Raw genomic sequence first — 25,798 nt, 5'->3', positions numbered from 1 at the left:
TGATTCATACTATTAGACGTGCGTTGGGATTGTTCACCTAATTTATTAATTACAATAAGTAAGCGGTGAACGGATTCTTTTCCTTCATTAGAGCAGTCAATAATTTCTGCAATAGACTGAATTAAGCTTTGTTCCTTTTGCAACATTTCATTATTTAACTCATTGGAATGTGTCGTACGTGTTGAAACATTTTCGAAACATGAACTTAATTGTTGAACTAAATTTTGGAGTGTATTGTGTTGGTTATTTACAAGTTGGTGCTCGTGGACAACGCTTTGTACACGATTGTGGATAGTAGAAATAGTCTCTTGTTTTTCAATATCTTTTTGTTTTAATTCTGCTTCTAATTCTTGTATACGCTCTTCTAATTGAGCAATTGTATGTTGGAGTGATTTCTTTTGAGTAAACATGTATTTATTTCAACCGCCTTCGAAAGTTATATTTTCTCTATATTTGGATTTTAGCATCTTTTGTATTTTTTAAATATAGGAATTGTTAAATATTTAAGAATCTATTACATTTTATTCACAATTCTCTTTTTTTTGTCACGAAAAATAAACTGTATTTAATCGTTTTGTAAACAAACTGTAAAATAAATCATGTATAACTGTATAAGAAGGGAGTCGGATTATGAACTATTTTAAGCGAATCAGCTGTCTAGTATTAGCAGGAATTATCGGTCTTTCTAGTACAGTCGCTGTTAAAGCAGAGTCAAACGACGAGAAACTTAACAACATGCAACAGCAATTGCAACAAAACGATGCAGAAATGCAAAAGAAAGAGCAAGAGAAGCAAGCTGTTAGTAAAGAAATTAAAGGTATCGAAAACGAACTACATAATTTAAATAATACAATTGCAAAAAATAAAGAGGATCAAGCTGCTATTCAACGTAAAATCGATGAAACACATAAGCAGATTGAGCAAAAAAAGCAAGAAATTGTCGTTTTGGAGGATAAAGTCCTTGCTCGTAAAGATATTATGAGAAAACGTATGGTTTCTGTTCAAAACAGTTCAAATACAAGTTTAGTAGTAGAAGTTGTAGTAGAGTCAAAAAACTTTGCAGACTTCTTACAACGTATGAACGCAGTTTCTACTATTCTAGAAGCTGATAAAGAAATTTTACGTCTACAAGAACAAGATCTTCGTCAAATTGAAGAAGATAAGAAAACAATTGACGAAAAAGAAGCATCTTTAGTAGTAGACAAACAAAAATTAGCAAAAGCGCAAGCTGAACTGCAAGATAACTTGAAAAAGCGTCAAGATAACTTACAAACAGTTCAAGCTAAATATAATGAAGTTACAAGTCAACTTAATTTAGCAGCGGAAGAAAAAGCTAAAATTGAATCAAATATGAAGACAGTACAAGAAACGATTGCTCGTGAGCAAGAAGCAGCAAGAATTGCAGCGGAAGAGCGTGCAAAAGCAGAAGCGGCTGCAAAAGCAGAGCAAGAAGCTTTAGCGAAAGCACAAGCAGAAATTGTTGAAAAGCAAAAGCAGGAAAAAGCTAGTAAACCAGCTGAACCAGTTGCTAATAATAATTCGAAGGTAGAACCTGCAAAACCTGCACAACCTGAACCATCTTCTAAGCCAACTGCTGGTGGGAAAGAAATTTATGTAGAAGCTACAGCTTATACAGCTGATCCAGGGGAAAATGGTTATGCACCAGGTCAACAAGTATTTTCTGCATGGGGACCAGGTGGTAAAGGTTATAATCTAACTGCAAACCCAGGAATGAAATTAATTGCTGTAGATCCAAATGTTATTCCATTAGGTAAGACTGTAAATGTTGAAGGTTATGGAGTAGCAATTGCAGCCGATACTGGTGGGGCTATTAAAGGGCATAGAATTGATGTTTTAATGCCAGATAAAGGTTCATCAAGTAGCTGGGGCAGAAGAACAGTTAAAGTTACAATTTTAAACTAACAAGTAATCCAACTTTACAATACGTAGAGTTGGATTTTTTTATAATAATAATGTTAAGTTGAGTTTACATTTTGTTAAGAATAGCATACAATAATGGTGAGAGGTGGTAAATTTGACCATTTTAAACAGAGTAAAAGAATTAAGAGCTCGTTTTAACTTTACGCAAAGCGTATTAGCAGAAAAGGTTGGAGTAACGAGACAAACAATTGCAGCAATTGAAAAAGGGGATTACGTTCCTTCGTTGTTATTGGCACTTACGATTTGTGATGTGTTTCAGTTAAAGATGGAAGATGTGTTTGTTTTAAATAAGGAGGGGGAAAAGGATGAATAGAATTGTTTTTTCTTATATTATAAATGTACTCTATACTGCACTAGCATGTTGGACATTTGTTGAATTTTATAGTGTTATTACAGAGTTAGCAGATATAATTAAAAACGAGAAATTCCCGTTTGAAGTATGGTTTAATGGAGTACCATTCATTTTATTATTTATTGGAGCAATTATAGTTACAATTTTTTATAGAATTCAAAAGAAAAAATATAAGAATTTATCTTTTTGGATGTATCCATTATTATTTCCACTAGAAGATGAACGTGAAAAAGCGATTACGGATAAAGCTTGCCGAACAACATTTGTATCGTTATGGTTTGTGTTACCTTGTGCAGTTGGATTTTTAACTTTTTCGCCTATTATTAATGAATATCTTCCTGGATACCCATTATATATTCTATTTTCTATTTTCTTTATTCAAATGACAGTATTTCACGTATCACTATACAGAAATAAATTAGCTTAAAAAGAAACCTTCTTGCACCGGCAAGAAGGTTTCTTTTTAAGCTAATACTTGTACATATAGCGATATTATTTTATCATTTTATATAGAGTAAGATTTTGTAAGGGAAAGGAACTGTGTATGAATAAGCAAAGAATTTATAGTATAGTAGCAATTCTGCTATTTGTTGTAGGTGGCGTGTTAATTGGAAAGCCATTTTATGATGGATATCAGGCTGAAAAGAAACAGACTGAAAATGTGCAGGCTGTTCAAAAGATGGATTATGAAAAGCATGAGACGGAATTTGTAGATGCTTCCAAAATTAATCAACCAGACTTGGCGGAAGTAGCGAATGCATCATTAGATAAGAAACAAGTAATTGGTCGTATTTCGATTCCAAGTGTTTCAGTAGAACTGCCTGTTTTAAAAGCTTCTACTGAAAAAAACTTATTATCAGGTGCAGCGACAGTAAAAGAGAATCAAGTTATGGGAAAAGGAAATTACGCATTAGCAGGACATAATATGTCTAAAAAAGGTGTTTTATTTAGTGATATAGCTTCTTTGAAAAAAGGCGATAAAATTTATTTGTATGACAATGAAAATGAATATGAGTATGCGGTTACTGGTGTATCTGAAGTGACTCCTGATAAGTGGGAAGTTGTAGAGGATCATGGGAAAGATGAGATAACGCTTATTACATGTGTATCTGTAAAGGACAATTCTAAGCGTTATGTTGTTGCTGGTGATTTAGTAGGAACGAAGGCGAAGAAGTAAAAAAGAAGGGGAACTCTTTAAAGAGTTCCCCTTCTTTTTTACTAATGTTGAGAAATAATAGAATATTTCGGTTTGTATTTAATTATTCTTCTATTTATGTATAATAAATTTAGAATTCTATATTTTGGGAGGAACAAGAGTGAGACAACAGGTGAAGAAACTTCTTTTAACAACGAGTATAGCGTTATTGGTAGCTCCAATTTCAGCTTATGCGCATCCAGGGCGTACAGATGCTAATGGCGGACATACGTGTCGTACAAATTGTGAGAAGTGGGGATTACAGTACGGGGAATATCATTATCACAATAAACCAGCTTCTAGTAGTGGCGCAACGAGCCCAGCTCCTAGTCAGAATAATAATAGTGCTGTAGAAGCTGAGAGACAAGCAGAAACACAGCGCAATACTGAGGCTGAAAAACAACGTGCTGCAGAAGCACAGCGTAAAGCTGAAGAAGAGAGACAACGTGTAGCCGAGGAACAAAGAAAAGCTGAAGAGGCACGTAAGCAAGAGGAAGCGCAGCGCCAAGCTGATATGGAAAAAGGTCAACTTGAAGGTCAAAAGAATGGAGAAACTGATTTTAAAGCAGGAAAAAATGATGCAGAAGTGCATGTAGCTGGAAAATCTGATGCATATAAACAAGCGTTTAAAGCGACTTATGCAGCCGCATGGTCTTTAGAAGAGCAGAAGAAAACGCATTTTGAAAAAGGAAAAGAACAGGGTTTAGCACAAGAGACAATGGACGATAGTCAAGTTGCTCCAGAGTTTAAGGTAAACTTTGCAGAAGGATTCAAAGTAGGGAATAAAGAAAGAACAGAAAAAATTGAAAAAGAGCAAGCTGAATTAGGGGAAAAGACAGGGAAAGAACTAGCTGAAAAGAATCCTGGAAATAGAGAGAAAGAAGTATACGTGAAGGCATATGAAAAAGCGTATGAAAAAGGCTATAAGTCTACAAAAAAGGCAGTAGAAAAGGCTGGCTATAAGTATGCATTTGAAAACTATGATTTAAAAGTTCCTGCTAAGTATGAACGAAATGAATTGTTAAAGAAATGGTTTACTGAAGGATTTAAATCGAATAAAAAAGCAGCGGAAATTCGAGAAGAAGGGTATAAAAAGGGAGATAGCTGGTTCTCATTTTTCTATAAGAGTTTCGTACCAAGTGAATATAAAGAACATAAAGAGCTGTACGAACAAGCAATAGAAAAAGGTAAAACAGTATAAAAAAAGATGAGGAGAAATTCCTCATCTTTTTTAATCCATCCATTTCACTAATTTCTTAGAAATTAATAATAAAACACAGCCTAATACAATTGCCACAGCGCCAATAACTGTGAATACTTCAGCGTATCCAAGTGAAGTTGTGAAGCTTGCAAGTTGTCCGCCTAAAATGTTGGCGATACCTGAACTTGCTAGCCATACACCCATTAATAAAGATGCTAATTTTACCGGAGCAAGCGCACTAACCATTGATAGTCCGACAGGTGATAAGAATAGCTCACCTAACGTATGGAAAAGATACGTAAAGACGATAAACAGTAAGTTTGCTTTTTCTGTAATGTTATGTTCATCACTACCTGTTTTTAATGTAGCGATAACGAGAATGATATAACCGATACCGAGCAAGATCATACCAAGTCCCATTTTAGTTGGGATTTTTAAATCACCTTGCTTGCGAGTTGCAAGTTTTGCCCATAATGCAGAAATGACTGGAGCAAGTAAAATAATAAATAATGGATTAACCGATTGGAACCAAGATGTTGGAACTTCCCATCCGAACACAGAGCGGTCTACAAATTTGTTTGTATATAATGTTAATGAGCTACCAGCTTGTTCAAAGCCAGCCCAGAAGAAGACAACGAAGCATGTTAAAATGACGATAACTGCGGTACGTTGTTTTTCTTTTTTTGTTAACGGTGTATCTCCTACTGATGGTTGTCCAGCAGCTGTTTGTAAATCACGAGTTGGTTTTTTACCGATATTACCAAGGAAGCGATTTGATAGTGTTGTAAATAAAATTTGTCCAATGATCATTCCGATTGAAGCGGCTAAGAAACCGTAACGGAATCCGTAATGTACAACGCCATCAACTGTTGTTTTGAATAAATTTTCTGATAAAAATCCGCAAACGAGTGGAGCTAAAAATGACCCGACGTTAATACCCATATAGAAAATGGTAAATGCACTATCACGTTTTGGATCGTTCTCTTCGTATAATTCTCCAACCAGTGTAGAGATGTTCGGTTTGAAGAATCCGTTACCGATAATAATAAGCGCTAATCCGAGGTATAGGCCTAATTGGTTTTGCAAGGCAAATAGTGTAAGGTTACCGATTGCCATTGTTATACCACCAATTGTGATCGCTTTTCGTCTACCTAGAAAACGATCTGTTAAGTATCCACCAATCATTGGTGTGAAATAACAGGCTCCAGTGTAAAATCCGTAAATAGAGAGTGCCCATGCGGGACTAAACCCAAGACCACCGCTTACTAAAGCTGTCGTTAAATATAATGTTAATAATCCTCGTAATCCATAGTAACTAAATCTTTCCCACATTTCTGTAAAGAAGAGTAAGTATAAACCTGGAGGATGTTTCTTTTTTCTTTGTTGTTCTCTTTCTAGTTGTATCGTTGATTCCATTTTATTTTCCTCCTGACACAAACAAAAACAAAGTTAATAATTTTGTACATTTAATATTTTACCTTATTAACTATTATAAGTCAATAAAGGTTGATTTTTCAGAAGAAATTGGAAAAGGGGGATAGCTATAGAAGGGGTGTTTCTTTTGTGATAGACTATGGACTATGTTTTCTTTGTAAGGAAGCAGGTTATTGTACTTTTTTTATATGTGGAATTGATTTCATAAGAGATAAAATTAAAGAAGGAGAAAGAAATGAAATTGTTACAGAAAAAAGAAATTTTACTTATTAGTCTTATGTTATTTTCGATGTTCTTTGGAGCAGGGAATCTTATATTCCCACCTTTTCTTGGATATGAAGCAGGAGAACATGTGTGGATTTCATTAGTAGGATTTATTATATCAGCAACAGGTCTTCCTATATTAGGTGTTATCTCTATTGCAAAAGCAGGAAGTTTTCAAACGTTAGCGGGTAGAGTTCATTCTTCATTTGCAATTATTTTTCCATGTATCGTGTATGTATTTATTGGACCTGGGCTTGGTATACCACGTGCGGGAAGTTTAGCCTTTGAAATGGGGCCAGGTCAGTTATTCCCTGAAGCAGGAAGCGGAGTATTATTGTTTTATACAGTTATTTTCTTTAGTATTGTTTATTGGTTAAGTTTATCACCATCTAAGTTAATGGGTTTGTTTGGGAAAGTTTTAACACCATTATTATTATGTATGATTGCCATTATTTTTATAAAAAGTATGTTTACATCAGTAGGTGGCGTGAAAGAGGCTGCGGGGAATTATGGACAAGCTCCTATGTTTCAAGGATTTTTAGATGGATATTTAACAATGGACGCGTTAGCTGCTTTAATTTTTGGAATTGTGATTGCAAATGCATTACGTGCAAAGGGTATTGAAGATGATAAAGGTTTAGCGAAATATATGAGTATTGCTGGAATTGGAGCAGGACTATTATTATCTATTATTTATGTCATCCTTGGATATGTGGGGGCAATTAGTGGCTCATTAGGAACATTTGATAACGGTGCGAAAGTGTTAGCACAAGTTATGATTACATTATTTGGACAGGGCGGAGTCGTTTTATTAGGTCTTATTTTTACTATCGCTTGTTTATGTGTTTCAATTGGACTTGTTACGTCTTGTAGTCAATTTTTTGCGAGTGCATTTCCGAAAGTATCTTATAAAGTGTGGGCATTTATAGTAAGCGTTGTTAGTATGATCTTAGCTAATTTAGGATTAACGCAAATTTTAAAAGTATCAGTACCAATTCTTGGATTTATTTATCCAATTGCATTAACGCTTATTATTCTAGGGTTATTCCATAAGTATATTGGGAAGTATGCATACGTATATGCAGTAACTGTTTGGTTTGTAGCAATATTTAGTGCAATTGATATTTTAAATAAAAATGTAATGATGAATCAGTGGACGTCAGTATTAAAATACATTCCATTTTATACAGAAGGTGTTGGGTGGATAGTTCCAGCTATTATAGGCGTGTGTGTTGGTGTCATCGTTAGCATTGTTCTAAATAAGAATAAATGAGTAAAAAGGTGTTTTCCTATTTTGGGAAGGCATCTTTCTTTTTTTGGAAAAAATACTATTGAAAATGAATAGACTAAGAGTATGATAAAGATAATTGGTAATATATAGGTTTAATGAGAGTTACGAATAAGGGGGTAGCGTATGAAGAAGGATTTGGATAAGAAAATAGAAGCACTCGAAACGGCAATTGAAACAATTCAAGAAGCACTTGCTGAATTAAAAGTGAAGCAAAGGGAAATAGAAGTAGAGAACGCTCAGCAACATGTTAGTAAGGAAAAGAAAGAATATATTGAAACGGTAATGGAGGAAAAGCCAAAAGAAGAAATAGTTACGATAAAAGAGCCTGTGCAAGAATATGAGGTAAAACAAGTAGATATATCTGCTTTTAAACCAGAGCCATTTAATATTATTAAGTTTTGTCAAACGTGGTTACCGCGTGTATTTGTCGGTATTATGTTGCTTGGAGTGATCTGGTTATTTAAAGCAGGGGTAGATGCTGGTTTATTAACACCAGCAATACGAATTGTGTTTGGTATCGCATTATCTATCGGTTTGTATTATATAGGAGATATTCAAATTAAAAGAGAGCGGCAGGCGTTAGGATTAGTATTGGTTGGAGGAAGTATTTCGGGGATTGTTTTAACGACGTTTGCGGCACATTATTTGTATGCATTTATTCCGGCAAGTATCGCGTTTCTCTTTAATATTGCATGGGTTATTTTAGGGATTTATTTAGCGAAAAGATATAACTCGGAATACCTTACTATCTTCGTAGCGGTAGGAGCGTTCTTCGTGCCATTCTTGTTAAATAGTACGACTCCTAATCCTTATATTTTCTTTGGATATGAGACAGTGTTAACACTTAGTTTATTATGGTATGGATTGAAAAATCGTTATAAATATTTATATATGATTTCTTACGCTGTTGCGGCCATTGTTCTTTTTGTCTTCTTTGCTGTTATGTCAATATTATTAGAGAACTTGCAAATACAGTTAACGATTGTATATGGTTTGATTCATTTACTATTATTTTGGCATATGTTTACGGAGAGAAGTTTTATACCAGAACCGCGTTTGGCGATATTTAGTGCGAATGCAGTGTTCTTTATACTAGCTATTTCAAAAATACCTGATTTTACAACATGGGGATTAATTATTAGTGCACTCGTGCATGCCGCTATGTTCGTATTTGAATATAGGAAAAATAGACATTCTACATTTACAAATCTCTTATTTGGTTTCGCAATGGGAGCATTTAGTTTAGCGATTTTATACGAGTATAGTTTAGTGAATGCAGCGATCGTACTATTGTTACAAGGTTTCCTCGGTATGGTTACTTCTATTAAAGGAAAACAACAGATAAAGTTGTATGTTAGTGCAACGATTTACGCAATTGGAATGATACAGACGATTTTTAGCCCGTTTGATCAATTTATTTCGGCAGGTTTTGTTGCTCATCTTATTTTAATAGGAACGTTCTATTATTGCATGAGACAGGCGAAAGAAGTGTTAGCGAGTTTTGGTAAGTATGTGTACTCTATAGCACTCTACTGGTTAATGGTCATTGTATTTATTACAATCACTAGAATTGGTGAAGTTCTTTCTACAGATGGAAGTATAATTAGCGTATCTGTATCGTTATTATGGATGATATATGCGTTATTTGCAGTTTGGTTTGGCCGTTATAGACAGATGAATGAAATATTATATGCTGGATTAATCGTATTAGTAGTAACGGTAGGGAAGTTATTCCTACTTGACTTACCAGAGGTATCGATGATGATTAGGGCAGTGTTATTCCTAATCGTCGGTAGTATAGGTATCGTTATTTCAAGAATGTTTTTCTCGAAGGAAGAGAAGTGAGAAGAAGGCAATCCATGTATGGATTGCCTTTTTCATTATTTCTTATTAATCGTTACAGTTTCATTATATTTCGTTGTTGTATTTTGGCGTAGGCGAAGAGTTGCTTGTCCAGTTGTATTTGAATCAATCTGTACATTTACAACTTTCTCAGCAGAGCCTAAGCTGTTGGTTGTGAAAGAGAAGGCACTACTATATCCAAAAGCAGATGGCCAAGTGCCGTTTGTATTTTGAATTTTTGCTACTTGTGTTCCACCAGTAGTGAATATACCTAAAGAATAGTTGTTATAAGTTGTATTAGGTAGTAAGTTGTTTACTTGAATCTTCATTTGGAAAATTTCATTGTTTGGTAGAATGCTAGGGTGTGTAACGACGTAGTCGCTTGTTGTTACCGCACCGTTATAACCGTATGAACCTGGTTTAAAAGTATTTGTATTAAACCATTGATAACCTGCATTTGGTGCACTCCAAGGTTCAGGTTGTGGTTCTGTTGATAAGCTTGGCTGTTCAAATGTTTGTAGAGCTGTAGGTGAATCAAGCTGTAAACCATTTACTTGATCTAAACTTGTAAATGTCTCTTTATTCGATAACCAATTTACGATGTTTTCTAATAAAATCGCATCGTTTTCTTCTTTATAACCATCGTAAGTTTTCTTTGTTTGGCCAGAATCTTCACGAACGTACTTTGGCGTAGCATCTTCAACAGGAGAAGAGTCACCAATAAAGGCAGCTTTTCCAAGTCCTACTTTTGCAATTGCAGCATATGGGCCTTCTGCAATACCACCGCCATTATAAACGCCACTATCAACAGCGTTATTCCATTTTGATGGATTTTCTGGAAGGTAAACAAGTCCTTTTGCTAGTTTTGGGTTTGTAATTGCTAGAGTAGAACCAGCATGCATTGCTACAGAAGAAACACCTTTTGTAATTCCGAAAGATTGTTCAGGCGATACAATTGTTTTCGCTGAAACATCACCAAGTGCATTGTAGCGGAAGCGAATACCGAAGTTGTCAGATAGCCAATCAGAGCTTTCTACTCCTTGCATAGCTTGTGAATTTGCTTCTTCATTAGACATTCCTTTTGCTGGATTATCCCAAGCACCGCGTCTATATCCATTAAATACTTCAGAAGAGTCCCAGCGATTTTTATTACGATCTGCATTGTAATGATCGGCAATAAAGAAGATACTACCGCCATTTTTTACATATTGTAACATAGCGTCCTGCTCAGATTTTTTGTAAGGAATATTAGCTTCTGGAACGATAAATACATTGTAACCTTTTAAGTCTTCGTACGTAATAGGTGTTGATTTACGAAGTTCTTTTACGTGATAACCGTTTTTTGCAATGCCGTTTCCGAAGTCAGAAAAGCCGCCGTCAATAACCCAGTCAGCTGTCCCAGCAGTTTGACCGTGTGTATTATCGAATAATACTTTCTTCCCATTGTTTTGATTTACAACTTTTGCAGCAATTTCAGGAGCTGGGTCTACAGAGCTTTCGGCATAAGTAGACGGTATGAACGAGGTCCCTATACTTAGTGTAATTGCTGTTGCTAAAGAAAATGTAATCCATTTTTTATTCTTCATAGAAGAATCCCCCTAATAATAAATATATGTGCTTTAATAATGTAATTTATTTTTCTGTAAAAATAAAGACGGAAAACATAAAAAATATTAAAAGATTGTAAAAATACCGTGAATTTTGTTGAGAAATATTTATATAGATATAAAAAAAACCTTCCAAGTAATAAGGAAGGGGTTTTTGCTTAACTAATTTTTGAGTTAGGTGTTTCATCAATCTTATGAAACCCTTTCATGTAATATACGATTGCTAAGCCGATAAGCCAAATTGGGCCGACAATCAATGCAATTCGTGTATCTTCTGAATACGCCATTATACCTAGTACTAATACAAGGAAAACGAGTGAGAAATATGAGCTTAATGGGTATAAAGGCATTTTATACGATAACTTTTGTTTATTTTGAGTAGGTAAGCTTTTACGGAATTTAATTTGAGCGACTAATATAATTCCCCAAGTCCAAATTGCGCCGAAAGTTGAAATGCTAGTAAGCCATGTAAATACCTTTGCAGGTACGAGATAGTTTAATATAACACCAATGAGTAAAACGATAGCAGTTGCTACAATTCCTTGGCTTGGAATGCCATTTTTATTTAAACGACCAAATCTTTCAGGAGCTTTTTTCTGCTGAGCTAATGTAAATAGCATACGGCCTGTACTAAATAAACCGCCATTACAAGAAGAAAGAGCTGCTGTTAATACGACAAAATTAATAATACCTGCTGCTTTTGCGATACCAATTTGCTGGAATGTTAATACGAATGGGCTTCCTTTCTCACCAAGTTCGTTCCATGGATAAATTGCCATCATAACGAATAGAGCTCCTACGTAGAACAGTAATATTCTCCAAAACACGTTATCAATTGCTTTTGCGAGTGTTTTCTTCGGATTTTGAGCTTCACCAGCTGTAACACCGATTAATTCAACGCCTAAATAAGCGAATAGTACCATCTGCATGGAGAGTAGTAACCCAGAAAAACCATTTGGGAACCAGCCACCATGTGACCAAAGGTTTGAAATACCAGTAGCGATACCACCGTTTCCGAATCCGAATAAAATAATACCAGCTCCGACTACTATCATACAGATAATTGTGACAATTTTAATTAGAGCAAACCAAAACTCAAGTTCTCCAAATACTTTTACCGATAAGAAGTTAAAAGCGCTCATTAACAATAGAGCAAGTAACGCCCAAGTCCAGCGCGGGATATCTGGGAACCAGTACTGCATGTAAATGCCAGCTGCTGTAATTTCAGCCATACAAGTAACCACCCATAAGAACCAGTAATTCCAACCAGTAATATAACCAGCGAGTGGGCTGATATAATCATATGCATATTTACTAAAAGAACCGGCAACAGGTTGTTCAATTGCCATTTCCCCGAGAGCTCGCATAATGAAAAAAATAACGAGTCCGGCAATCATATAGCCTAGTAAAATAGAAGGACCGGCTAGTTTAATCGCGGAAGCGGATCCTAAAAATAGCCCAACGCCAATAGCTGAGCCCAGTGACATTAAAGTAATATGTCGTTCTTTTAAACCACGATTTAAAGTTCCAGATTTGTTTGTGTGCTGCATAAGAAGACTCCCCCTTGTAGAGTGAACGATATTTGAATGCGTTTACTAAATATTTAACTATTTCAAATTATAAAACATTTCTATCTGTTATGCTACAAAAATAATCATAATGAACTGTACTACATCTGTACTTGTCAGACTTAAACTTAAAATTCGAACTATTAGGGAATATGTTGACTCTTCTTTTTATTGATTGTTAAGATTAAGTATTATATTTTCTCACATACTAGTAAGAAAAAGAATGTGTGATAATAATTCAGGTGTAGGAAGGGTACATAAGCATGTTTCAATTACAAAAATATAACACTTCTGTGAAGCAAGAGTTTTTAGCTGGCATCACAACTTTTTTTACATTTGCGTATATTCTTGTCATCAATCCAAAAATATTATCTGATGCAGGTGTACCATTTGACCAAGCGTTTACAGCAACAATTATTGCAACCGTTGTTGGAACAGTAGGTATGGCCATTTTCGCGAATTACCCGATTGTTATTGCTCCAGCTATGGGAATGAATGCATATTTTGCTTATTCTGTTGTACAGAAGGCAGAAGGGATTACATATGTAGTTGCCTTTTCAGCTGTATTTGTGACGGGGATTATTTTTCTTTTATTATCTTTTACTTCGTTTAGGCAAAAGTTAATTTTAGCAATTCCTGATAGTTTAAAGCATGCAATTGCAGGTGGAATTGGACTATTTATTGCTTTTATTGGATTGCGCCTTTCTGGAATTATCGTGGATCATCCATCTAATTTAGTTACGATTGGTGATTTTCATTCTCCAGCTGTTATTTTAACTTTAATTGGTTTAATATTAGCGGCGGTATTAATGACATTACGTGTGAGTGGTGCATTATTTATTAGTATGATTGTGACAGGAGTTATCGCCTTCTTTACAGGGCAATTGAAGTTTGCTGATAAAATTGTGGCGATGCCTCATTTGCCAGAGGGTATTATCGTTTCAAACCCAATCAATGCATTTTCAGATGTAATTGAATACGGATTATATGGTGTTGTATTTTCATTTTTACTTGTACTTTTATTCGATACAACAGGTGCATTACTTGGTTTAATTAAACAAGCAGGTTTAATTACAGACAATACAGAGAAGCGTTTTGGTAAAGCGTTTATTGCAGATGCAATTGGCGGGACTACAGGTTCTATCTTTGGAACAAGCCCAACAGCAGCGACGATTGAATCGTCAGCAGGTATTGCTGCAGGTGGTAAAACTGGATTAACAGGGATTGTAGTTGTTGGTCTAACAATTATAACGGCATTTTTTAGTCCTGTTATTGCTTCTTTATCAAGTGTAGCCGCTATTACAGCTCCTTCGTTAATTATAGTAGGTAGTTTAATGGCACAAAGCATTCGAGATATTAATTGGAATGAATTTGAAGATGCGTTACCAGCATTTTTAATTTTTATAGGTATTCCGTTAACATCTAGTATTGCAAATGGAATCGCAATTGGATTTTTAGTATATCCAGTCTTGAAAATTGTGAAGGGTAAAGGGATGGAAGTACATCCATTACTATACTTATTTGCATTCTTATTTGGATGTCATTTATTCTTATAATATAAATATAGGAGAGGGCCTTCTTATGGGAGGCTCCCTTTTTGTGTATAATAAAGTGAAACTATAGGCAGTAGGGGATATCCTCACTGTGTATTAGCCCGCACCAATTGGGATAAGGTGAAAACTTAATTGATTTCGTAAAATATAAATTACTTAATGGAATATATATGTTACAATAGAGGTAGAGGAGGAACATGAATGGCTGTAAGTAAAATAAAAGTCGCGCGTGTTCAGTTAGATTTAACACAGCAACAATTAGCAGAAAAAGTAGGCGTTACAAGGCAAACGATTAGTTTAATTGAGAAGGGGAAATACAATCCATCTTTAGATTTATGTTTAAAAATTTGTTATGCAGTAGATAAAACGTTGAATGATTTGTTTTGGGAGGAAAAGGAGTGGTAGGATGAAAATCGTGAAAGATGAACGTTTAATGATTGAAGGGTTAAAACATATTAGATTAGCTTTCATCTTACAAAATATCGTCATACTAGCTATCGTCTTTTACCGCTATGTCTTGCAAGGGGCAGGATATGAAAATGTTTCGGATTTATTAATGGTATTTATGGGCGGGATAATAATTATTAACTTTTTAAATCTGAAAAATTCAGTGGAAGTGTATGAGCATACGGGCGGAGTGTCGCGTCGTTATTTTATGAAGCTATTATTCATTCCGGTGGGTATTATTATTGGGATTTTAGCTATTTGTATCGTTGTAACACCAGATATTTCGATAAAGGAAATTAGTATGACAGGACTTATTATGTTTGCTTGTTTTTTAGTTCCAAGTTTGTTTATATACATATATATGAAAAAAATAAAAAGAGAAGATTGAAATATAAGAAAGGCTTTCCTATATTGAGGAAAGCCTTTCTTATATCTTTTTATACAAAACTTTATGAAGGCCAATTGGTTCAATTTCAAAAATTTCACCATGCTCCTGAAAGCCTAATCGCTTGTAATAGTCAGTTACAGTAATTCGGCCATTACACCATAGGATGTTTGCTTTTCGTTCTTTTAAAACTTGTTCTGCCTTATGAATTAAGGAGCTTCCAGCTCTTTTGTTCCGAAAGTTAGGTAATGTTGCCATTCCTCGTAGTCTATAATGGATACCATTTTGTAAATCAGGATATATTTCTTTTGAGAAGGAAGCGATGCTAATCAACTCAGCGTTTATAAAGGCGCCTAAGTGGAATGTGTCTTTTTCGTAGTCAGAAGAGTATTTACAGTCTGCTAGGGACTGATTTGGACGCAACACCGCTTGGCGTAATAAGTGTGTCTCGGATGCATCAATATATTGCACAGTAATCATGTTATCATCCTTTCTTATAAACCTTTTTCTATAAGTTGTATAAAGAAGTATGCAGGTGCAGCTAGAAGGCCGAGTATACTAGCGGTTCCGAGGAAGAGTGAAAGTAAAAGGCATGAGTATTTAACTCCAGTTGATTTTTTCCAACCATAGCTGCAAATTTCAATGCTAACACCGATGAGAATAATGGCGATGAGTACTTCCGCTAATAATAAGAGAGCTAAAGTTACAATAGACATAATGTAATCCATCCTCATAATATGTGATAGTAACATTTTACCATATGAAGTTAAAAAAATGCCCCTCAATTATGTGAGGGGCATTTTTTACTCTAATATGTTTTTTAGTGTATCGATATGTTCTTTTGAACCTGTTACAAGTAATGTGTCACCGTGTTGTAGTCTTGTATCACCATGTGGTATTAATGCTTTGTTACCGCGGTAGATTTGAATGACAAGTACATCACCTAAAAATGGGAGGCGGCGAAGCGCAACGCCGTTATATTTATTGCTGCGCAGTTCAACTTCGCGTACTGTTTCGTTTGCTGTTGTAATTAAGCGAACGAGACTAGGTTTATCAATAAGCGCACGTAATAAAATACGTGTAGAGTTAATTGTTGAGAATACAGCGATATGTTCTTGCGTTGCTTTTTCTTGTAGAAGTGGATCTTCTACACTTGCAATAACATGTTCAACACCTAGCTCTTTTGCATGTTCTGCCAATAATAAGTTTTGTTCATCATCACTGGTTGCAACAACGACGCGATCTGCATCAAATGCTGTTTGTTCAGTTAATGATGCGATTGTGATGTCATCTAATTTTACGATAGGGAAGTCATGCGATTTCGCTTCTTCATCATTTATTTTGTTTTGACGCATCATATATAGCGTTACGTCATAATCTTCTCGTTTTAAATCTAGTGATAACGGAAGGGTAATTCTGCTCGCGCCAATAATAGCTACTTTTGGTTTTGGTGTTTCTACTTTTGGGAACATTTTTTTAAACAATATAGGTGCAAAAATACAAGTAATAACTGCGCTTAAAATAAGAGAGGCAGATAAACTTGGACTGATAATCCCCAGTTTTTCACCAATTTGTGCAGCCGCAATAACTAAAGAAAGTGTCGATGTTAATAAAATTGCACTTCCAAGTACTATATTACGTGGATACCATTTTCGTAAGACGAGTGATGGTAAGAGTTTTGAAATAAAGAGTCCTACAATTAAGATTGGGATCATTAGCATGCTAGAAGGTTCTTTGAAAATAGACCATACCTCTAGATTTACACCAACCATTACGAAGAAAATAGGGATGAAGAAACCATAGCCGATGGAATCAAGTTTTTCAACCATATCTTCATTTGGTGATAATAACGATACAAGTACACCTGCTAAGAAGGCACCTAAAATATTTTCTGCTCCAACAGATTCCGATAACCCTACTAATATTAAAATGAGTGCAAAAACAGCTCGTGTATCAATTTGTACACTACCAGCTTTTAAACTATCTAAGTATGGAATGTTTTTAAAGCGTTTTGCAATAAAGTAAATGACAATACCAGCACCGAATAGAAGAAGTAGGAGCCACATACTTTGGCCGCTTTCGGAATTTAATCCGACGAAAACAGCGAGTAAAATCATTGTAACTAAGTCTGCAATAACAGCAACTAATAAAATGATTTGTCCGATTGCAGTTTTTCCTAGGTTGTTTTCTTTTAATGTTGGTACAACAACACCTAAAGAAATAGTTGAAATAATTAAAGTCATGAACATTGCATTATCTACAAATCCTAGCCATACGAATAGTAATGATAGGGCATAAGATAAGATGAAAATAAATAAGAAGATAATGCTTGCTACTTGAAATGTATTTGGCTCGTTTGTCGTATTTTTTTTCCCTTTTTGTTTAAAGATAGAAAAATCAATTTCTAAACCGCTTAAGAACATGAGGAAGATAAATCCTAATGTTGATAAAACTTGAAGCCATATATCTGGCTCAATAATATTAAACCCACTTTTACCTACAAAGATTCCTGCAATAATTTCTGCAACGACAACAGGAAGTGCTTTTAATTTAAAGCGTTGTAACAAAAGGGGAACGAAAAACGCGATTGCAACGACAACCATAAGTGATAGAACAGAAGTATGATGTTCCATTGCGTTCTCTCCCTTCAAATAAATATAGTACCTATTTAGCCATATAATAGGTAGAAAAGCAACGCATATGGATTCGATTTCATAAAGAAAGATTTTTCTTAACATTTGTCATAATAAGTATATTTTTCATGATTCTGTTGTTAATTCCGTAATGTGGATGTAATAGGGGAGGGGATAAAAAAAGACTGCTGAGGAATCTCAGCAGTCTTTTTCATGTACATTACATTGAGAAGAAGATCCATACAGTTAAACCAACTGTTGCAGTTGCAACGAAGAAACTGTATATCATTGTAAGAATTTGAACTCTTCCTTCTCCTTCTTTTAAATGCATGAACATAATTAATTGTAACAATGCTTGCGCAACAGCCATTATGATAATAGTTGTTAAGACTGTTGAAAGTGGCAATGTTGTGTAAAGTGCCACGTATAACGCTAGAAACGTTAATGCAAGCGATAAAATAAATCCGAAAACGTGTGACCAAGGGAATCCGCTATGCGCATGCCCGTTTGCTTGATTGTTGTTTTGAGCCATTTACGCCACCATCCCGTTCAAGTAAACTAGTGTGTAAATAAAGACCCAAACTAGATCAAGGAAATGCCAGTATAAGCTGATAATGAATACTTTACGAGCTGTAACTGGTGTTAAACCTCGTTTTAAAATTTGGATAATAACACAAGTTGCCCAAATGATACCGCCTGTTACGTGGGCTCCGTGCGTTCCAAGAAGAACGAAGAATGCAGATAGGAAAGCACTTGTTTGAATTGTTGCGCCTTCACCGATGTACATAATGAACTCTTCGATTTCAAAGAATAGGAAACCTGCACCTAAAAGTAATGTAAGGATGAACCATCCAAGCATTGCTTTTTGGTTGTGCTTACGCATTTCGTGAATTACGATACCACATGTGAAACTACTTGTTAAAAGTAGTAATGTTTGAATTAAAAGCGTTTTAAGTTCAAACAGTTGCGCTGGAGTTGGGCCATCTGCCGTACGACCAGCAAGGACTAGATAAGAGGCGAAAAGTGTTGCGAACAGCATAATTTCAGCCCCAAGAAAAATCCAGAATCCTAGGATATTCAATCTGCTTTGTTCGGATTGATATTCCAAAGGTAAGCTTTTATCTAAAGCCGCCATGTCATTTCACCTCTCATGCTATATGTTCTGTTTCTTTAATTTCATCAACACTTACGTAGTAGCCATCATCATAATCGAATGAACGATAGATTAAGCAAGCTAAAATACCAACGCCGCCGATTGCTGCAAGCCAGAACCAGCTAAATACTAATGCGAAACCTGCAAGACCGAAGAATAAAGACGCAATAATAGGCACACCAGAGTTACTTGGCATGTGAATTGGTTTGATATCTTCTGCTGCTGGTGTAACTGTTTCTCCGCGTTTTTTCATGTACCAGAAAGCATCAGCTTCTTTGATTTCAGGAAGTTTCGCGAAGTTGTAATGTTGTACAGGAGATTGAGTTGCCCATTCAAGTGTACGGCCATCCCATGGATCTCCAGTTGTGTCACGTTCACCGTGACGTGCACTCCAAATTACGTTGTAGCAAAGAAGTAGGAAGCCAATACCCATCATTACCGCACCAACAGATGCGATTTGGTTTAGCCATCCCCATCCAAGACTTTCAGAGTAAGTGTACATACGACGAGTCATACCGTCTAAACCTAAGAAGTACATTGGGAAGAAACAGATGTTGAATCCGCTCATAAAGATCCAGAATGTCCATTTACCTAGGCGTTCATTTAACATATGACCAGTCATTTTTGGATACCAGAATGTGAATCCAGCAAGCATAGCGAATACTGTACCTGCGATTAATACGTAGTGGAAGTGAGCGATTAGGAAGTAGCTGTTATGGTATTGATAATCAGCTGCTGCCATTCCAAGCATAACCCCTGTAACCCCACCGACTACGAAGTTTGGAATAAATGCCAATGACCAAAGCATTGGAACTGTAAAACGGATACGTCCTTTATACAGTGTAAACAACCAGTTAAAGATCTTAACCCCGGTTGGAATCGAAATCGCCATTGTCGAAATCGAGAAGAATGAGTTAACCGCTGGACCTGCACCCATCGTGAAGAAGTGGTGAAGCCATACGACGAAACTTAGTAAAGAAATTGCAACCATTGAGTATACCATCGCACTGTAACCGAATAGACGCTTACGTGAGAATGTACTAATGATTTCAGAGAAAATACCGAATGCCGGTAAAATAACGATATATACTTCAGGGTGACCCCATACCCAGAACAGGTTGGCCCATAACATCGGCATACCGCCGCTCGCCATCGTAAAGAAGTGAGCATCGAATAGACGGTCAAATGTCATTAATGCAAGAGCAACTGTTAATACTGGGAAAGCGAAAATAATGATAATTGTTGTAATTAAGATTGACCAAGTAAACATTGGCATTCTCATTAAAGTCATACCAGGTGTACGCATTTTTAAGATAGTAACAAGGAAGTTAATACCGGTCATTAGCGTACCGAGACCTGAAATCTGTAATGCAATTGCGTAGTAGTTATTTCCTACGCCTGAAGTAAACTCTGTACCTGCCATTGGGAAGTAAGAAGTCCACCCAGCGTCTGGAGAACCACCGATTACGAAAGCGATGTTGAATAACATTGCTCCGACAAAGAATAACCAGAAACTTAAAGCATTTAAGAACGGATATGCAACGTCACGAGCACCAATTTGTAATGGTACTACAAGGTTCATTAATCCCATAACGAATGGCATTGCCATGAAAAGAATCATTACTGTACCATGCGTTGTAAAGATTCCGTTATAGTGTTCAGCGTTTAAATAAGTTGTTTCTGGGAATGTTAACTGTGCACGGATCATTAAACCATCCATACCACCACGGAATAACATGATAACCGCAGAAATAATATACATGGCTCCGATTTTTTTATGGTCAACAGTTGTCAACCATTCGTCCCAAAGCCATTTCCATTTTTTATACTTTGTTAGTACGAAAATGATTGCTAATGTCACAAGAACGATAGAAGCGTCTGCACCGTAAATAATCGGGTCACCTGTGACAAAGAATTCATCAAGCTTCACTGTGTTCACTCCAATCTGTTGGAATAATAGCTATTATTTTTTGTTTTTGTAGTAGTTGTAATCACAATATTCAAGTGATTTTGGATCTACATAACTTAAGTGGTGACTAGAGAATGTCATACGACCAACTACACCAGGTTTAACAATTTCGTTGTACTTAGCTTCTGTTAGTTTAGGAGCAGTTTCTTGTACTTCTTTAACCCACTTGTCATATTTCTCTTTAGTTTTCGCTTCAACTTCGAACTCCATGTGTGTGAATCCTTCACCAGAGAAGTTCGCACTACGGCCTAGGTAAGAACCTGGCTTGTCAGCTTGTAAATAAAGATCCATAATCATGCCATCCATTGTGTACTTCATACCACCAAGTTCTGGTACCCAGAAAGCATTCATTGGGCCGACAGAAGTCAGTTTGAATTGAATTGGTACACCAGCTGGGATGTTTAAATAGTTAACGGTTTCAATTTTTTCCTCTGGGTAACTGAATAACCATTTCCAGTTTGCAGATGTAACATAAATTTCAACTGGTTTAATATGTTTGGACTCTTTCGGAACCTCTTCCGAAGCATAAGTTGCTTTTACTGTTGGAATCGATAATGCGATAACGATAATAACAGGAACAAGCGTCCAAATAATTTCTAGTAATGTGTTACCGTGTTGTTCAGGTGGCTCATAGTCCATATTCTCTGGTTTTTCACGATAACGAATCAAGATGACTGTAAACAGAATGAATACAATTGCGATAATTAATGACATAAGCAAGAATGACCAAACAATTAAATCATACTGTGCTTTTGCAACAGGTCCTTGCGGATTTAATACTGCGAGTTTTTTATCACAGCCACCGAGGAACAGAAGTAATGATAACGGAAGAAGCGAAGCCAACTTCCAAAACGCTTTCTTTAGTTGCACGATTGAAAATCTCCTTTCTCCTTGGATTGAAACTATGCCAATAAAACAATATAAACCTATTAATTTATAGAAGGCAATAGTTTTTGATATATTGTTAAAAAATAGACACAAATGCACACTTTTTAAGGTGAATATCATTTGTAACTTGATTACATTGTAAACTATTTTCCAGAGAAAAACGTGATTGTGAAAATTTTAAGATAAATAAAGTTATACCAGGATATCCAAGAAATAGAAAAAAGCTATCTTATCATAAGAAAGATAGCTGAATATTTCGTATATTTAGTTTATTTCTTGTGTGACAGTTCGTGGCTGTTCAAGTGTGACAACTTTTTTATATTTAACTTGGTATAAAATGTAACAAATAATCATAAATGGAATGCCACAATAAAGAGCAATTCTTTGATCTGGAATGAAAGCCAAACTAACAAATGTAATGAAATTAAGTGAGAACGCTACGATTGGAACTAGCGGATAGAGCGGTGTACGATATTTTAAATCATTTATGTCGCCACCATTTTTCACGAAATTTCTACGGAAGAAAAACTGTGAAGCGGCGATTGACATCCACACGACAACAGCAGCCATCGCTGCAATAGATGTTAAAACTAGAAAGACAGTATCTGCCGCAAATACACTTGTTAATAAGGAAAGGCTAGCGAAAATTAGGCTGAAAATTAATGCATTTAGCGGTACACCTTTTTTAGTTAATTTCGTAAATGCTGGACTTGCCATTCCTTGTTTTGCCATCGCCCACAGCATACGAGAATTTGCGTATAGACCAGAGTTAGCAACGGATAATACAGCTGTAATAATAACGAAGTTCATAATGTCTGCTGCATATGGGACACCGGCTACATCAAATACAAGTACAAAGGGACTTTCGACTAGATTAGCCTCTTGCCACGGGAGTAAACCTACAACAACTGATATCGCTAAGACGAAGAAGAAGAGAGTTCGCCAAATTGTATTTTTGATTGCTTTTGGAATTGTTTTTTCAGGATTTTCACTTTCTCCTGAAGCGATTCCAATTAATTCTGTTCCTTGGAAGGAGTAATTTACTGTAATCATCGTAAGAAGAACAGCTAATGCACCGTTTGGAAATAGCCCGCCATTTTCAGTGAAATTATGAAGCATCGGAGCTGGCTTTCCATTAAAGTCTAGTAGACCGAACATAACAGCGCCACCAAGTACGATGAAAATAACAATTGTTGCAACTTTCACACTTGCGAACCAAAACTCTGCTTCTGCATATGCTTTTGCTGATAAAGCGTTTACGAGAAATAGCGCTGCTGCAAATGTAACGCACCAAATCCATGAAGAAACGTCTGGAAACCAGCGTTTCATTAAAATACTTACAGTTGTTAACTCTACGCCAACTGTAACAGCCCAATTTAGCCAATACATCCAACCGACAACAAATCCAAAACCAGGTGAAATGAATTTGCTTGCATAGCTTTGGAATGAACCTGCTTCTGGCATAGCAACGGATAATTCACCAAGACATAACATCGTTAAATACATAACAAATCCACCGACTAAAAATGCAAGAATAGCACCACCAGGTCCGGCATTATGGACAATTTGACCAGATCCCATAAATAGCCCGGTTCCGATAACACCGCCGAGTGCAATCATAAATAGGTGTCTACTTTTCATTGTTCGTTTTAAATCTGTTTGTTCAATTTGTTGATTCATATGCCCCTCACCCCGTATTTTCTTGAATGTGTGAACTTCGTTTTATTCTGAGTTTTTAATCATTAGTGGGGGATGCAACACACACTCGGTTTATTTACTATGAAATGAATGGAGTATGTAAAAAAACGAACTATGACTAAATACTCTAAGAATGTTTGTTAACATGGTGATATCTTCACTATGTTAACAATTTTGATTTTAGCAAAATATTCTGGAAATGTATATTTATTTTTCTTTTTATTAAAAATAATTAGAATTTTTGTAATTAATTCTATGAGCGATAATTCACATGATCTTTCTAGCAAACTAGTAAGAAGAAGGGTACAATGATAAGAGTTGTGTCTGTAAAATAATAATTAATGGAGTTTTGTTTATAATGAAAAAGTTAAAATATCTTTTTGTTTTTGGGATTATACTTGCTGCTGCATTTTTTATAGGGAAAGATAAAATCATGCAAAAGGCGCAAGTTCTACGCTTAGAGTTTCTATCTGAAATGAAAGAAGCAGCTATGATTGAGGATGTTCCGTTTATTAAACAATTACCAGAATTACCTCGAGGATGTGAAGTGACAAGTTTAGCTATGTTGTTGCAATATAAAGGTGTACAAGTAGATAAGATGCAACTTGCTAGCGAAATTCATCGCGTTCCATTTGAACAAAATGGCGTACGGGGAAATCCTTACGAAGGGTTTGTTGGAAATATTTATACAAAGGCAGAGCCTGGATATGGTGTATATAATCAACCGATTTTTAATTTGGCAGAAAAATATGTTCCTGAAAAAGTAATTAATTTAACAGGTAGAGACATGCAAGATATATATAAAGTAATTAGTTCTGGTTCTCCGGTATGGGTCATTATTAATACGACGTTTAAGCCGCTAGCTGAAAGTAGCTTTGAAACATGGAATACGAGTTCAGGTGAAGTGAAAATTACATATTATGAGCATAGTGCAGTAGTAATTGGATATGATCAAAACTTTGTATATGTAAATGATCCTCTTAAAAATAATCCGCGTTTGGCTGTTCCGCGAGCAGAATTTGAGAAAGCTTGGGAGCAAATGGGAAAACAAGCAATTACTATTTTATAATAATGAAAAAGTCATCTTTTGGGTGGCTTTTTCTTTTTGGGTTATTATTGCGGAAAATTCAGAATATTCTTTTAAAAGTTAACAATTCACGTTATAATAACATTTAACTTGGTGAAGAAGGAGTGAAGGGGTATGGATGTTGCAAAGGAATTTGTTTTGTCAAAAAATCAGTTAGTTGAGTGGAGAAGGCATTTTCATAAGTATCCAGAGTTATCTTTTCAAGAAGAAAAAACATCGCAGTTTGTGTTCGATATACTTCGGAAATTCCCATATTTAGAAGTGTCACGGCCGACTAAATATAGTGTGATGGCAAAGTTAGTAGGTAAACATCCGGGCAAAACAGTTGCGGTTCGAGCCGATATGGATGCTCTTCCTATTCATGAAGAAAATGAGTTTGATTTTATTTCTACATATAAAGGTGTAATGCATGCATGTGGTCATGATGGACATATAGCGATATTACTTGGGGTTGTACATAAGTTAGTAGAAGAAAGAGAGAAGATGAAAGGGGAGATTCGTTTTCTATTCCAACATGCTGAAGAAAATTTCCCTGGTGGTGCAGAGGAGATGGTTGCTGCAGGTGTAATGGAAGGTGTGGATTATATTATTGGTGCTCACCTTTGGGCGTCGTTAGAGGTTGGGAAAATAGGCGTTATTTATGGTCCTGCAATGGCTGCACCGGATGTTTTTAAAATTAAGATAGAGGGAAAAGGTGGACATGCTGGAATCCCTCATGAAACGGTGGATAGTATTGCGATCGGAACACAAGTCGTTTCGCAACTTCAGCAAATTGTATCTCGCCTCACGAATCCATTAGATTCTCTCGTAATATCTGTTACACAATTTCATGCGGGGACAACTCATAATGTAATACCAGAGCAAGCGGAGATTGAAGGGACAGTGAGAAGTTTAAGACATGAATTACGAGGTGAAACAGAGAAGAAGATTGAGCGGATTGTGAAGTATATTACGGAATCTTACGGAGCGAAATATACATTTTCATATGAATATGGATATCGACCAGTTGTAAATGACTACGAAGCTACAGATCTTATTGAACAAACGGCATTACAACTTTATGGAAGGGATAGAGTTGTTCGTTTACAGCCGACGATGGCTGGAGAAGATTTTTCAGCGTTTTTACAAAAGGCACCGGGGACATTCTTTTTTATCGGAGCGGGAAATAAAGAGAAAGGTATTATATATCCTCACCATCACCCTCGTTTTACGATTGACGAAGATGCATTACCGATTGGAGTGGAAGTCTTTGTATCAGCCATTATGAATTTTATAAGTAAAGGAGAATGA

General features: G+C 35.8%; 23 protein-coding genes. 12 read left to right on the top strand and 11 right to left on the bottom strand.

The window, feature by feature from the left end; genetic code table 11:
* The first annotated feature begins 630 nt into the window (after nt 1-630).
* The 5 genes from ACQRBL_RS28100 (at nt 631) to ACQRBL_RS28080 (ending at nt 4,689) form a co-directional block, all read left to right on the top strand.
* Entirely contained in the window at nt 631-1,923 is a 1,293-nt protein-coding gene (locus tag ACQRBL_RS28100) for a 3D domain-containing protein (RefSeq protein WP_411996465.1), read from the top strand.
* Between the two features lie 112 nt (nt 1,924-2,035).
* Nucleotides 2,036-2,254 (top strand): helix-turn-helix transcriptional regulator, encoded by a 219-nt coding sequence (locus ACQRBL_RS28095; protein ID WP_000154020.1) that lies wholly within the window; start codon nt 2,036-2,038, stop codon nt 2,252-2,254.
* Complete coding sequence (locus ACQRBL_RS28090) at nt 2,247-2,720, top strand: hypothetical protein (RefSeq protein ID WP_001080043.1); 474 nt, start codon at nt 2,247-2,249, stop codon at nt 2,718-2,720. The genes ACQRBL_RS28095 and ACQRBL_RS28090 overlap by 8 nt, the downstream gene beginning before the upstream one ends.
* Before the next feature lie 117 nt (nt 2,721-2,837).
* Nucleotides 2,838-3,470, top strand: a complete 633-nt coding sequence (locus ACQRBL_RS28085) for a class A sortase (RefSeq protein ID WP_001041724.1) — start codon at nt 2,838-2,840, stop codon at nt 3,468-3,470.
* 139 nt (nt 3,471-3,609) lie between these two features.
* Nucleotides 3,610-4,689 carry a YHYH domain-containing protein gene (locus tag ACQRBL_RS28080; RefSeq protein WP_023521186.1) on the top strand — a complete coding sequence of 360 codons (1,080 nt, stop codon included), beginning with the start codon at nt 3,610-3,612 and terminating at the stop codon, nt 4,687-4,689.
* Between the two features lie 30 nt (nt 4,690-4,719).
* On the opposite strand, the gene ACQRBL_RS28075 is transcribed toward ACQRBL_RS28080, so the two are convergent.
* Entirely contained in the window at nt 4,720-6,105 is a 1,386-nt protein-coding gene (locus tag ACQRBL_RS28075) for a peptide MFS transporter (RefSeq protein WP_023521187.1), read from the bottom strand.
* Between the two features lie 253 nt (nt 6,106-6,358).
* On the opposite strand from ACQRBL_RS28075, the gene brnQ1 reads away from it, so the two are divergent.
* Both brnQ1 and ACQRBL_RS28065 read left to right on the top strand, forming a co-directional pair.
* Entirely contained in the window at nt 6,359-7,660 is a 1,302-nt protein-coding gene (brnQ1, locus tag ACQRBL_RS28070) for a branched-chain amino acid transport system II carrier protein BrnQ1 (RefSeq protein WP_023521188.1), read from the top strand.
* Nucleotides 7,661-7,801: 141 nt separating this feature from the next.
* The gene (locus tag ACQRBL_RS28065; protein ID WP_063546474.1) at nt 7,802-9,523 is read left to right on the top strand and encodes a DUF2339 domain-containing protein; all 1,722 of its coding nucleotides are present in this window, start codon (nt 7,802-7,804) and stop codon (nt 9,521-9,523) included.
* 35 nt (nt 9,524-9,558) lie between these two features.
* On the opposite strand, the gene ACQRBL_RS28060 is transcribed toward ACQRBL_RS28065, so the two are convergent.
* On the bottom strand, nt 9,559-11,106 hold the full coding sequence (locus ACQRBL_RS28060) for a DNA-binding protein (RefSeq protein ID WP_000791513.1): 1,548 nt from the start codon (nt 11,104-11,106) through the stop codon (nt 9,559-9,561).
* Between the two features lie 179 nt (nt 11,107-11,285).
* The gene (locus tag ACQRBL_RS28055) at nt 11,286-12,677 is read right to left on the bottom strand and encodes an amino acid permease (RefSeq protein ID WP_001164901.1); all 1,392 of its coding nucleotides are present in this window, start codon (nt 12,675-12,677) and stop codon (nt 11,286-11,288) included.
* 281 nt (nt 12,678-12,958) lie between these two features.
* On the opposite strand from ACQRBL_RS28055, the gene ACQRBL_RS28050 reads away from it, so the two are divergent.
* The 3 genes from ACQRBL_RS28050 (at nt 12,959) to ACQRBL_RS28040 (ending at nt 15,083) form a co-directional block, all read left to right on the top strand.
* Nucleotides 12,959-14,251, top strand: coding sequence for an NCS2 family permease (locus ACQRBL_RS28050; RefSeq protein ID WP_023521191.1), 1,293 nt, complete (start codon nt 12,959-12,961; stop codon nt 14,249-14,251).
* A 198-nt stretch (nt 14,252-14,449) separates the two neighbouring features.
* Nucleotides 14,450-14,653, top strand: coding sequence for a helix-turn-helix transcriptional regulator (locus tag ACQRBL_RS28045; RefSeq protein WP_000301183.1), 204 nt, complete (start codon nt 14,450-14,452; stop codon nt 14,651-14,653).
* Nucleotide 14,654: 1 nt separating this feature from the next.
* Nucleotides 14,655-15,083 (top strand): hypothetical protein, encoded by a 429-nt coding sequence (locus tag ACQRBL_RS28040; protein WP_063546476.1) that lies wholly within the window; start codon nt 14,655-14,657, stop codon nt 15,081-15,083.
* Nucleotides 15,084-15,122: 39 nt separating this feature from the next.
* On the opposite strand, the gene ACQRBL_RS28035 is transcribed toward ACQRBL_RS28040, so the two are convergent.
* The 8 genes from ACQRBL_RS28035 to ACQRBL_RS28000 all read right to left on the bottom strand — a co-directional run bounded on the left by ACQRBL_RS28035 (nt 15,123) and on the right by ACQRBL_RS28000 (nt 23,403).
* Nucleotides 15,123-15,560: a GNAT family N-acetyltransferase gene (locus ACQRBL_RS28035; protein ID WP_023521193.1), complete on the bottom strand. Its 438-nt coding sequence runs from the start codon at nt 15,558-15,560 to the stop codon at nt 15,123-15,125.
* A 14-nt stretch (nt 15,561-15,574) separates the two neighbouring features.
* Nucleotides 15,575-15,832, bottom strand: a complete 258-nt coding sequence (locus ACQRBL_RS28030; RefSeq protein ID WP_071732208.1) for a DUF4022 family protein — start codon at nt 15,830-15,832, stop codon at nt 15,575-15,577.
* A gap of 51 nt (nt 15,833-15,883) precedes the next feature.
* A complete protein-coding gene (locus tag ACQRBL_RS28025; protein WP_063546478.1) occupies nt 15,884-17,713 on the bottom strand; it encodes a monovalent cation:proton antiporter family protein in 1,830 nt (609 codons plus the stop codon).
* A gap of 220 nt (nt 17,714-17,933) precedes the next feature.
* On the bottom strand, nt 17,934-18,245 hold the full coding sequence (gene qoxD, locus ACQRBL_RS28020) for a cytochrome aa3 quinol oxidase subunit IV (RefSeq protein WP_000068425.1): 312 nt from the start codon (nt 18,243-18,245) through the stop codon (nt 17,934-17,936).
* Nucleotides 18,246-18,848 carry a cytochrome aa3 quinol oxidase subunit III gene (qoxC, locus tag ACQRBL_RS28015; RefSeq protein WP_000729314.1) on the bottom strand — a complete coding sequence of 201 codons (603 nt, stop codon included), beginning with the start codon at nt 18,846-18,848 and terminating at the stop codon, nt 18,246-18,248.
* Between the two features lie 13 nt (nt 18,849-18,861).
* The gene (gene qoxB / locus ACQRBL_RS28010; RefSeq protein ID WP_000762374.1) at nt 18,862-20,796 is read right to left on the bottom strand and encodes a cytochrome aa3 quinol oxidase subunit I; all 1,935 of its coding nucleotides are present in this window, start codon (nt 20,794-20,796) and stop codon (nt 18,862-18,864) included.
* Between the two features lie 33 nt (nt 20,797-20,829).
* Nucleotides 20,830-21,705 (bottom strand): cytochrome aa3 quinol oxidase subunit II, encoded by an 876-nt coding sequence (locus ACQRBL_RS28005; protein ID WP_001176165.1) that lies wholly within the window; start codon nt 21,703-21,705, stop codon nt 20,830-20,832.
* A gap of 282 nt (nt 21,706-21,987) precedes the next feature.
* Entirely contained in the window at nt 21,988-23,403 is a 1,416-nt protein-coding gene (locus tag ACQRBL_RS28000) for an amino acid permease (protein WP_023521196.1), read from the bottom strand.
* 376 nt (nt 23,404-23,779) lie between these two features.
* Here ACQRBL_RS28000 and ACQRBL_RS27995 point away from each other — a divergent pair, with 376 nt between their 5' ends.
* On the top strand, nt 23,780-24,490 hold the full coding sequence (locus ACQRBL_RS27995; protein WP_000734491.1) for a C39 family peptidase: 711 nt from the start codon (nt 23,780-23,782) through the stop codon (nt 24,488-24,490).
* Nucleotides 24,491-24,622: 132 nt separating this feature from the next.
* Nucleotides 24,623-25,798 carry an amidohydrolase gene (locus ACQRBL_RS27990; RefSeq protein WP_097920126.1) on the top strand — a complete coding sequence of 392 codons (1,176 nt, stop codon included), beginning with the start codon at nt 24,623-24,625 and terminating at the stop codon, nt 25,796-25,798.

It is taken from the genome of Bacillus sp. AF62 (assembly GCF_050312695.1).
Classification (GTDB): domain Bacteria; phylum Bacillota; class Bacilli; order Bacillales; family Bacillaceae_G; genus Bacillus_A; species Bacillus_A cereus.
The sequence above is the reverse complement of the archived record's forward strand: the minus strand, read 5'-3'. Positions and strand labels throughout refer to the sequence as shown.

Coding starts and splice junctions, on each gene's coding strand:
- ACQRBL_RS28100 (WP_411996465.1), top strand. CDS start 631: ATGAACTATTTTAAGCGAATCAGCTGTCTAGTATTAGCAGGAATTATC.
- ACQRBL_RS28090 (WP_001080043.1), top strand. CDS start 2,247: ATGAATAGAATTGTTTTTTCTTATATTATAAATGTACTCTATACTGCA.
- ACQRBL_RS28085 (WP_001041724.1), top strand. CDS start 2,838: ATGAATAAGCAAAGAATTTATAGTATAGTAGCAATTCTGCTATTTGTT.
- ACQRBL_RS28075 (WP_023521187.1), bottom strand. CDS start 6,105: ATGGAATCAACGATACAACTAGAAAGAGAACAACAAAGAAAAAAGAAA.
- brnQ1 (WP_023521188.1), top strand. CDS start 6,359: ATGAAATTGTTACAGAAAAAAGAAATTTTACTTATTAGTCTTATGTTA.
- ACQRBL_RS28065 (WP_063546474.1), top strand. CDS start 7,802: ATGAAGAAGGATTTGGATAAGAAAATAGAAGCACTCGAAACGGCAATT.
- ACQRBL_RS28060 (WP_000791513.1), bottom strand. CDS start 11,106: ATGAAGAATAAAAAATGGATTACATTTTCTTTAGCAACAGCAATTACA.
- ACQRBL_RS28055 (WP_001164901.1), bottom strand. CDS start 12,677: ATGCAGCACACAAACAAATCTGGAACTTTAAATCGTGGTTTAAAAGAA.
- ACQRBL_RS28050 (WP_023521191.1), top strand. CDS start 12,959: ATGTTTCAATTACAAAAATATAACACTTCTGTGAAGCAAGAGTTTTTA.
- ACQRBL_RS28045 (WP_000301183.1), top strand. CDS start 14,450: ATGGCTGTAAGTAAAATAAAAGTCGCGCGTGTTCAGTTAGATTTAACA.
- ACQRBL_RS28040 (WP_063546476.1), top strand. CDS start 14,655: ATGAAAATCGTGAAAGATGAACGTTTAATGATTGAAGGGTTAAAACAT.
- ACQRBL_RS28035 (WP_023521193.1), bottom strand. CDS start 15,560: ATGATTACTGTGCAATATATTGATGCATCCGAGACACACTTATTACGC.
- ACQRBL_RS28030 (WP_071732208.1), bottom strand. CDS start 15,832: ATGTTACTATCACATATTATGAGGATGGATTACATTATGTCTATTGTA.
- ACQRBL_RS28025 (WP_063546478.1), bottom strand. CDS start 17,713: ATGGAACATCATACTTCTGTTCTATCACTTATGGTTGTCGTTGCAATC.
- qoxD (WP_000068425.1), bottom strand. CDS start 18,245: ATGGCTCAAAACAACAATCAAGCAAACGGGCATGCGCATAGCGGATTC.
- qoxC (WP_000729314.1), bottom strand. CDS start 18,848: ATGGCGGCTTTAGATAAAAGCTTACCTTTGGAATATCAATCCGAACAA.
- ACQRBL_RS28000 (WP_023521196.1), bottom strand. CDS start 23,403: ATGAATCAACAAATTGAACAAACAGATTTAAAACGAACAATGAAAAGT.
- ACQRBL_RS27995 (WP_000734491.1), top strand. CDS start 23,780: ATGAAAAAGTTAAAATATCTTTTTGTTTTTGGGATTATACTTGCTGCT.
- ACQRBL_RS27990 (WP_097920126.1), top strand. CDS start 24,623: ATGGATGTTGCAAAGGAATTTGTTTTGTCAAAAAATCAGTTAGTTGAG.